General features: G+C 67.1%; 8 protein-coding genes. 7 read left to right on the forward strand and 1 reads right to left on the reverse strand.

Annotation, left to right across the window (positions count from 1 at the left end; translation table 11 throughout):
* The 6 genes from AB4Y84_RS08430 to AB4Y84_RS08455 all read left to right on the forward strand — a co-directional run.
* The coding region (locus tag AB4Y84_RS08430) for a type II secretion system F family protein (RefSeq protein WP_442249989.1) at window positions 1-792 on the forward strand (792 nt) is incomplete at its 5' end.
* A gap of 28 nt (window positions 793-820) precedes the next feature.
* Window positions 821-1,750, forward strand: a complete 930-nt coding sequence (locus AB4Y84_RS08435) for a type II secretion system F family protein (RefSeq protein ID WP_025878539.1) — start codon at window positions 821-823, stop codon at window positions 1,748-1,750.
* Window positions 1,751-1,755: 5 nt separating this feature from the next.
* Window positions 1,756-2,640, forward strand: a complete 885-nt coding sequence (locus tag AB4Y84_RS08440) for a tetratricopeptide repeat protein (RefSeq protein WP_442244837.1) — start codon at window positions 1,756-1,758, stop codon at window positions 2,638-2,640.
* The gene (locus AB4Y84_RS08445; RefSeq protein WP_312786590.1) at window positions 2,637-3,101 is read left to right on the forward strand and encodes a DUF3613 domain-containing protein; all 465 of its coding nucleotides are present in this window, start codon (window positions 2,637-2,639) and stop codon (window positions 3,099-3,101) included. Before AB4Y84_RS08440 ends, AB4Y84_RS08445 begins: the two co-directional genes overlap by 4 nt.
* 8 nt (window positions 3,102-3,109) lie before the next feature.
* On the forward strand, window positions 3,110-5,260 hold the full coding sequence (locus AB4Y84_RS08450) for a TadG family pilus assembly protein (RefSeq protein ID WP_424842726.1): 2,151 nt from the start codon (window positions 3,110-3,112) through the stop codon (window positions 5,258-5,260).
* 100 nt (window positions 5,261-5,360) lie between these two features.
* Entirely contained in the window at window positions 5,361-6,065 is a 705-nt protein-coding gene (locus AB4Y84_RS08455) for a DUF2968 domain-containing protein (RefSeq protein WP_088100167.1), read from the forward strand.
* Window positions 6,066-6,120: 55 nt separating this feature from the next.
* Here the strand turns inward: AB4Y84_RS08455 and AB4Y84_RS08460 are convergent, their stop codons facing one another.
* Window positions 6,121-6,510, reverse strand: a complete 390-nt coding sequence (locus tag AB4Y84_RS08460) for a hypothetical protein (protein ID WP_313251643.1) — start codon at window positions 6,508-6,510, stop codon at window positions 6,121-6,123.
* A 192-nt stretch (window positions 6,511-6,702) separates the two neighbouring features.
* On the opposite strand from AB4Y84_RS08460, the gene AB4Y84_RS08465 reads away from it, so the two are divergent.
* On the forward strand, window positions 6,703-7,527 hold the full coding sequence (locus AB4Y84_RS08465; protein ID WP_442244838.1) for an alpha/beta fold hydrolase: 825 nt from the start codon (window positions 6,703-6,705) through the stop codon (window positions 7,525-7,527).
* The last annotated feature ends 59 nt before the right edge of the window (window positions 7,528-7,586 follow it).

Below are 7,586 nucleotides of genomic sequence, written 5' to 3' on the forward strand. Positions count from 1 at the left end.
GCCGCCGCGCCGGCAGATGCAACACGGCAGGCGTCGCTGCCTGCGCCGGGTCGCCGCGCCCTGCCCTGGAACGGGCTGCTGCAGCGTGCCGGCCTGGCACCGGGCTGGAAGCTGCCGCTGCTGATGCTGCTGCCGGGCATCGCCCTGTCCGCGTTCGCGGTGTTGCGCCTGGGCACCTTCTGGATGTTCCCGTTGACCCTGCTGCTGTACGTGCTGGGCTGCTGGCTGTGGCTGATGCGCCGTATCGGCAAGCTGCAGGCGCAGCTGCTGCACCAGCTGCCGGACTTCCTCGACAACCTGGTGCGCCTTACCGCGCTCGGCAACAGCCTGCAGGCTGCCTTCCAGGTCGCGTCGATGCAGACCAACGCGCCGCTGCGCGGCCTGCTCGACACCACGGTGCGCTATGCACGTGGCGGCATGGACCTTGACCGTGCGCTCAACCTGGCCGCACAGCCCTACCGCATGGACGTACTGAAGGTGCTGGCGGTGGTGATGGGCGTGAGCGTGCGCATCGGCGGCCGTGCCGACCAGATCCTGCAGCGCATGGGCGACTTCATGCGTGACCTGGAACAGGCGCAGCAGGAACTGGCCGCAACCACTTCTGAAACCCGCATGTCGGCGTGGGTACTGGGCCTCCTGCCACCGGCCAGCGCAGTGCTGATGGCGATCTCCAGCCCCGAGTTCTTCCAGCCGGTGCTGCATGACCCACTGGGCCACAAGATCCTGCTGATCGCGCTGGCGCTGGAGTTGACCGGCGCCTTCCTGCTGTACCGCCTGGCCAAATCACTATGAACATCCCCGACCACGCAGGAGGCATCCAATGAGCGCCAGCATCTGGTTCGTGGCTGCCCTGCTGGTGTTGGCCGCCGGCGTGGCCCTGCTGGGGCTTGGCAGCTGGGTGCGCAGCCATCGCGAGGACCGCAGCGAGGCCACGTTGAAAACAGCGCTGCGTCCGCGCGAAAGCGAAGACGCAGCGGCTGACGCACGCAAGGACTCACTCGGCTGGCTGGAGCAGTTCGGCCGCGGACTGAGCGGCGGACGCCTGGAAGCGGCGCTGCTGGCCGGTGAGGATCGCCTGCTGCTGGACCTCGCCGGCTGGAACACTCGCCGCGGCACCGCCATCTACCTCGGCCTGCGGCTGCTGCTGGCGGTGCTGGTACTGGGTATTGCGCTGACGCTGAGTGACGCCACGGGGTTGTCGAGGATCATGGTGGTGATCGGCGCGCTGGCTGCTGGCCTGCTGCTGCCGAAGTTCGCGCTCAGTGCATGGGTCAAGCGGCGGCGACGCGCAGTGAACAATGAGCTGCCGCTGTTGATCGACCTGCTGCGCCTGCTGCAGGGCGTGGGCTACAGCATGGATCAGAGCCTGCAGACACTGGGCGACAAGCTGCGCGACGCACTGCCGGTGCTGGGTGGGGAAATCCAGGAAGCGAATGTGTCCTACACCCATGGGCGCACGCGCGCGCAGTCGCTGCGCCGGCTGAGCGATGTGTACGGCGATGACGATCTGTCCAGCCTTGTGCAGTTGATCCTGCAGGTGCACGCCCACGGCGGTGCCGTGCAGGAACCGCTGCGCCAGTTCAGCGTCCGCCTGCGCGAGCAGCGCCGCAACGCGCTGAAGGAAAAGGTCGGCAAGCTCTCGGTGAAGATGACCGTGGTGATGATGCTGACCCTGCTGCCGGCACTGATGCTGGTGCTGGCCGGACCGGCGCTGGTCGCGCTGGCCACTACCTTGTCGAAAATGGGATGACCTTCATGCCTGTCCTGCGCCCTGCCTGCCTGTTGCTTGCCCTGGCTGCCGCTGCTGCCGGCTGCAGCTCCACCACGCCGAAGTACCTGCGTGCGCCGAGCCTGGCCGAGCCGACCCCGGCCCCGCAGGACAGCCGCAACGCCTACCTGGAACTGATCCAGCGGATGCAGCAGCAGGGCGCCTGGTACGCTTCGCTGGCGCACGTGGATGCGTTCCGCCAGCGCTACGGCGATACCCCGGCACTGCGCCTGCTGCAGGCCGACGCACTGCGCCAGACCGGCCAGGTCGATGCGGCGCTGGCGCTGTACCGCGAGCTCGGCAATGGCCCGCAGGCCGCGGCCGCTGCACACGGCATGGGCCTGATCGCTGCCCTGCGCGACGACGACCAGGGCGGCGAACAGGCGCTGGCACGTGCCACCCAGTTGAGCCCGCTGAACACCGATTACCTCGGCGACCTGGGCTATGCACGGCTTCGTGCCGGCCGCTTCGAACAGGCACGCGAGCCACTGGCCAAGGCGCTGGAACTGTCGCCGGGCAATGCCAAGGCCACCGCCAATCTTGCCCTGTGGGCACTGTTGCGTGGCGACACTGCCACCGTCGAACGGCTGGCCCAGCAGGCCAGCTTCAGCGAGGAGACCCGCCGCAGCGTGGAACAGCAGGCGCAGCAGATCCGCGCGCGGCTGCAGCAACGCCAGGCCGCTGCCACTGCTGCAGCGGCGGCAGCGACACGGCCAGTTGCTTCGGTAGCTACCACCCCCGCCAACGCAAGCCCACGCCTGGCCGCCGAACCGCGCCGCGATGGCCGCGACCAACGCGACCCACCACGACTGCCGCCCTCGATGCTGGAACGCTTCGGCTCCACCGACCATCCCACCGGGAACACGCCATGACCTCGAAGCCGCTGATCCGCTGCCTGCTGCCGGTGCTTGCCGGCTTGTCTCTCGCTGCGGTTGTGCAGGCGCAGACGCCGCAGCAACCGTTGACCGGGCAGATGCTGGGTGGTGCCGCGCCCGCGCCGGCAGCCGCTCCCCTGCACAGCGAGCCGTTGGCTACCGTGGACGTATCGCCGCCACCAGCCGCAGCGCCCATCGCAGCCCCCGCAGCCCCTGAAACCAAGCCTGATTTCGGCGGCACGCAGTTGCAGCCCAACACCTCGCAGATCGGTGACACCACTCGCAGCCTGTTCCGCCTGCAAGCGTCCGGCGAGGTGGCCGGTGCCCGCCTGCCGATCCTCGGCGACCAGGCCACATCCAGCTACGCGCGTTACCTGAAGAGCTTCCAGTACGACATTCCGCAATTCTTCGAAACCGACGTCGCCAAGTCCGCAGGATCCTCCCGATCCGGACGCTGAGGCCCGCCATGAACCGAGCACGCCACATCAGCTTCAGTCGCCCGCGCGGCGGTATGTCGGTCACCATGATGCTGGTGATGATCGCGCTGCTGGCCATGCTCGGCCTGATCGAGATCGGCTTCCTGTTCTGGGCCAAGCGCGATGCGCAGAAGGTGGTCGATCTGGCTGCGCTGGCAGGCGCACAACGGCTGGACCTGTGCCGGCCCGACAACGCCGACAACAGCGCGGCCCGGCAGAATGCGCTCGCACAGAACACCTTCCCTGGGCAGGTGCAGATCCAGTGTGGCAACTGGAATGCCACCCGCGGAACGGCTGACCACTTCAGCCCAAGCGTGGACGCAGGCAATCCACGCAACGCGGTGCGGGTCATTGCCGAACGCGGCGTTCTGCCGTTCTTCGGCCAGAACAGCGGGCTGCCCACGTTGCGCGTGCAGGCGGTGGCCAAGCGTTCGGAACCCACCGCCGTGTTTGCAGTGGGTTCGCAGCTGCTGCGCACCAATGGCAACTCCCCCTTGATGGCGACCCTTCGGCTGGTCGGCCTGGACGTCACCAACGCAACAATTCTGTCCTACGACGGCCTGGCACAGGCCACCGTCACCCCGTCGGGGCTGCTGGCGGCACTGGGCATCCCGGTCACCGCCGACCTCAGCGTGGCCGACTTCAACCGGCTGCTGTCGGTCAACCGCATATCACTGGCACAGCTGGTCAATGCCACTGCCACGGTGGTGGGCCGCGAGACCGCCGTCGGCGTACAGCTGCAGGCGCTGTCCAACCTGGTCGGCACGCGGCTGGACATCAACCAGCTGAACATTCTGCTGGGCAGCCAGAACGGCGGCGGCGGCCTGTTCGCGCAGGTTATCTCACCGGACGGCACCATCGGCAGCGCGCTGGAATCGAGGGTCAACGTGCTGGATCTTGTCACCGCCGCGATCTCCATCGCCAACGATGGCAATGGTGTGCAGGTGCAGGGCTTGAACCTGCTGGGCATCGACGTCAAGGCCGGCGTGGTGGAGCCGCCGTCGATCGCCATCGGCGGTGTGGGCGCACGCGCGTACAACGCGCAGGTGCGGCTGATGGTGGACGTCGACAGCGACCGCTTGTTCGCGATCGGCCCGCTGCTGAACCTGCTCGGCACCCGCCTGCATCTGCCACTGCACGTGGATGTGGCCAATGCGATGGGGACACTGACCAGCATCCAGTGCGGTGCGACGCCGCCGACGGCCACCGTCCAGGTCGATTCCTCGGTACTGCGCGCCTGCGTCGGCAAGGTCAACGCGGCCGATCGCTTCTCCAAGAGCAACGTCTGTGACGCGACCCTGCAGAACGAGCAGCTGTTGAAGCTTCTGGGGCAGCCCCTGATCAACGACAAGGTCACCCTGCCGGCACTGACCAGCACGCAGAGCCTGACCCTGGCCGCAGGCCAGACCGGCTCGACCCGGATCAACCCGTTGGCCGTCGGCACCGCCGTGTCAGACCTGGTCAACGAACTGCTGCGGGTGCTGTCAGGCATGCTCAGTTCACCCAAGCAAGGCATGAGCGCCAATGACACCGCCAAGGCACTGGCCGACCGTTACCTGCAGGCGGCCTTCCCCAGCGGCGGGCGTTACAACGTGGACCAGGTGATTCCATTGCTGCGCGATGGCGATCCGTCACGCAACCTCGCACCACTGGGCAACTGGACCGTTACCAAGGGTGTACCGAAACCCTGCCCACTCGGGTTGACCACCTGCTGGGAAGATGGATCGGTCTGGGCCGGTTACCGCGCCACCGTGACTGGCCAGGGACTGGGCCTGCTCGACGGCCTGCTGGGCTCGCTGGTCGGCGGCCTGCTGATCAACCGCTGCGACAGCCTGCTGGGCAACCTGATCGACTACAACGGCTGCGTGCGTACCAACCTGGCGTCCTACATCCAGACCGCCCCGGCCGGATTCCTGGATGGGCAGAACGGCGGCGGCGTGACCACCCCCGGCAACAACGTCACCTGCAGTGGCCTGCTGTGTGCGCTGCTGAACCCGGTGTTGGCGGCGCTCAAGCCCGTACTCAACAGCGTCGGCACCCTGCTGACCAACACCCTGGCCAGCCTGCTCGGGCTGGAACTGGGCCGCACCGATGTCAGCATGCAGTCGATCCAGTGCAGCTCGGCGCAGCTGGTCTTCTGAGCCGCGCGGGCGCGGGTTGGCGGCGTCCGTGCCCATGCTAGACTCGCGGCGGGGAACCACTTTCAACTCAACCCACACTACATTCGTGGATGGTCTAGACATGCGAGAAACTTCAGGGGGCACCGTCTTCGCCCGGTATCCGCGCGGCGCAGCACTGCTGGCCGTGGCCATGATCGTGGTGGCGCCGTCGGCGCTGGCCGCACGTGGCGATCGCACTGCCACCGTCGAGCCGGCCAAGGCCGCACCGGTGGTACGCAACACCGTCGACGAACTCAAGCAGTTGATGGATGCGCAGCAGCTCACCGAGCTGCGTACCACCTACAACGGCAACTACGGCGCCAGCCTGCTGTTCAACGCCAATACCCTGACCTACTACGTGGCCCTGTTCCAGGAGAAGAACTTCTGGCGGGTGATCAAGACCGATGCCGTCGACAACGCCGAACGTGTCTACCGCACATTCGCGCAGCAGTCCGAACAGCTGGCGCAGGTCTATATCGACACCACCCGGCTGGAAGCCGGCAAGCGCTACACCGAGCGCCTGGTGGCCTACAACGAAGAACGCCTGCGTACCCTGCAGCAGGAAATGGAACAGCAGCAGGCGCAGTCGGCGCAGGTCAGCGCAGCGCTGCAGCAGGCCCAGCAGCAAGCGGTCAGCCTGAGCACCGACGTGCAGAGCACCAACAGCCAGCTCGATGCGCTGCAGCGCCGGATCCAGATCCTGCAGGCCGAACAGGGCAACCCGGAGCTGAGCCTGCCCAAGCCGGATGCAGCAGCGGCGCCCGCCGCCGCCAGCGACGGCCGCTGAGGCTTACCCGGCTGCAGACCAGAACGGCACCTTCGGGTGCCGTTTTTCGTTGTACTCAACGACAGGCTTCGCGCACCGCGTCATCCAGCTGCCTGCGCTGCAGGTAGTCGAGCCTGCGCGGCTTGGCCAGCGCCTTCACCTGCTGCTGGCGCGCCCGCTCGCACGCTTGCGGGTCGGCCGTGATCGATATCAGCGCGCCCTGCGCGCGGCCGCGCCGTGGCGTCCGCGTGGTTGCGCTGCGGGCAGGCGGCACGGCCGAAGGTAGCGGCCCACGCGCCTTCGACTCGGCACTGGGCACTTCCCAGCGCCACTCCGCCCGCCCCTGGCAGGGCGTCTGCTGATAGACCGGATGCTCAGCATCGGTGCACTTGTAGACGTTGGTCTGCGCCGCCGCGACAGCCGCCCACAGCAGTCCAGGCAACACTCCCCACATCGGCATCTTCATGGCTGGCCCTCGCGCGTCAGATGGCCATGGTTGCCATCAGCACCGACCTGCCGCCAGAGCGAGTCGCGTCATCACAGCAAACACGTCAATCCGCCACAGCCGTGCAATGCACGCAGCCCATCCTGCGCTGTACTGCCGCAGGCGCCGGCGAACCCGCAGGCGTCTTTCCTCCCTTCCGCCAAGGAACCTGCAATGAGCAATTTCGTGACCGTCAACGATGGCGCCCGCATCTTCTACAAGGACTGGGGCACCGGCCAGCCTGTCGTATTCGCCCATGGCTGGCCGCTGTCGTCCGATGCCTGGGATCCGCAGATGCTGTTCATGGGCCAGAACGGCTATCGCGTGATCGCCCACGATCGCCGCGGCCATGGCCGCTCCAGCCAGACCTGGGACGGCAACAACATGGACACCTACGCCGATGACCTCGCTGCCGTTCTGGATGCGCTGGACGTGAAGGACGCGATCCTGGTCGGCCATTCCACCGGCGGTGGCGAAGTGGCTCACTACATCGGCCGCCACGGCAGCACGCGCGTGGCCAAGGTGGTGCTGGTCGGCGCCGTGCCGCCGTTGATGCTGAAGACCGCCGGCAATCCGGCCGGCACGCCGCTGGAGGTGTTCGACGGCATCCGCAAGGGCACCGGTGGCGACCGGTCGCAGTTCTTCAAGGATCTGGCCACACCGTTCTTCGGCGCCAATCGTGATGGCAACAGCGTCACACAAGGCATGCGTGATTCGTTCTGGCTGCAGGGCATGCTGGGCGGCGTGAAGGGCCAGTACGACTGCATCCACGAATTCTCGGAAGTGGACTACACCGAAGACCTGAAGAAGATCGACGTGCCAGCCCTGGTGGTGCACGGCGATGACGACCAGATCGTACCGTTCGACGCCTCGGCCAAGCTGTCCTCGCAGATCATCAAGGACGCCGAACTGAAGGTGTATGCCGGTGCACCGCACGGCCTCACCCTTACCCATGCGGATCAGTTCAACGCCGACCTGCTGGCGTTCGCACGTAAATGACGTATCGCGGCGGCGCTCCGGCGCCGCCGTGCCTGCGGTAGTGCCGGCCGCTGGCCGGC

It is taken from the genome of Stenotrophomonas sp. 2YAF22 (assembly GCF_052114665.1).
Taxonomy (GTDB): Bacteria; Pseudomonadota; Gammaproteobacteria; order Xanthomonadales; family Xanthomonadaceae; genus Stenotrophomonas; species Stenotrophomonas indicatrix.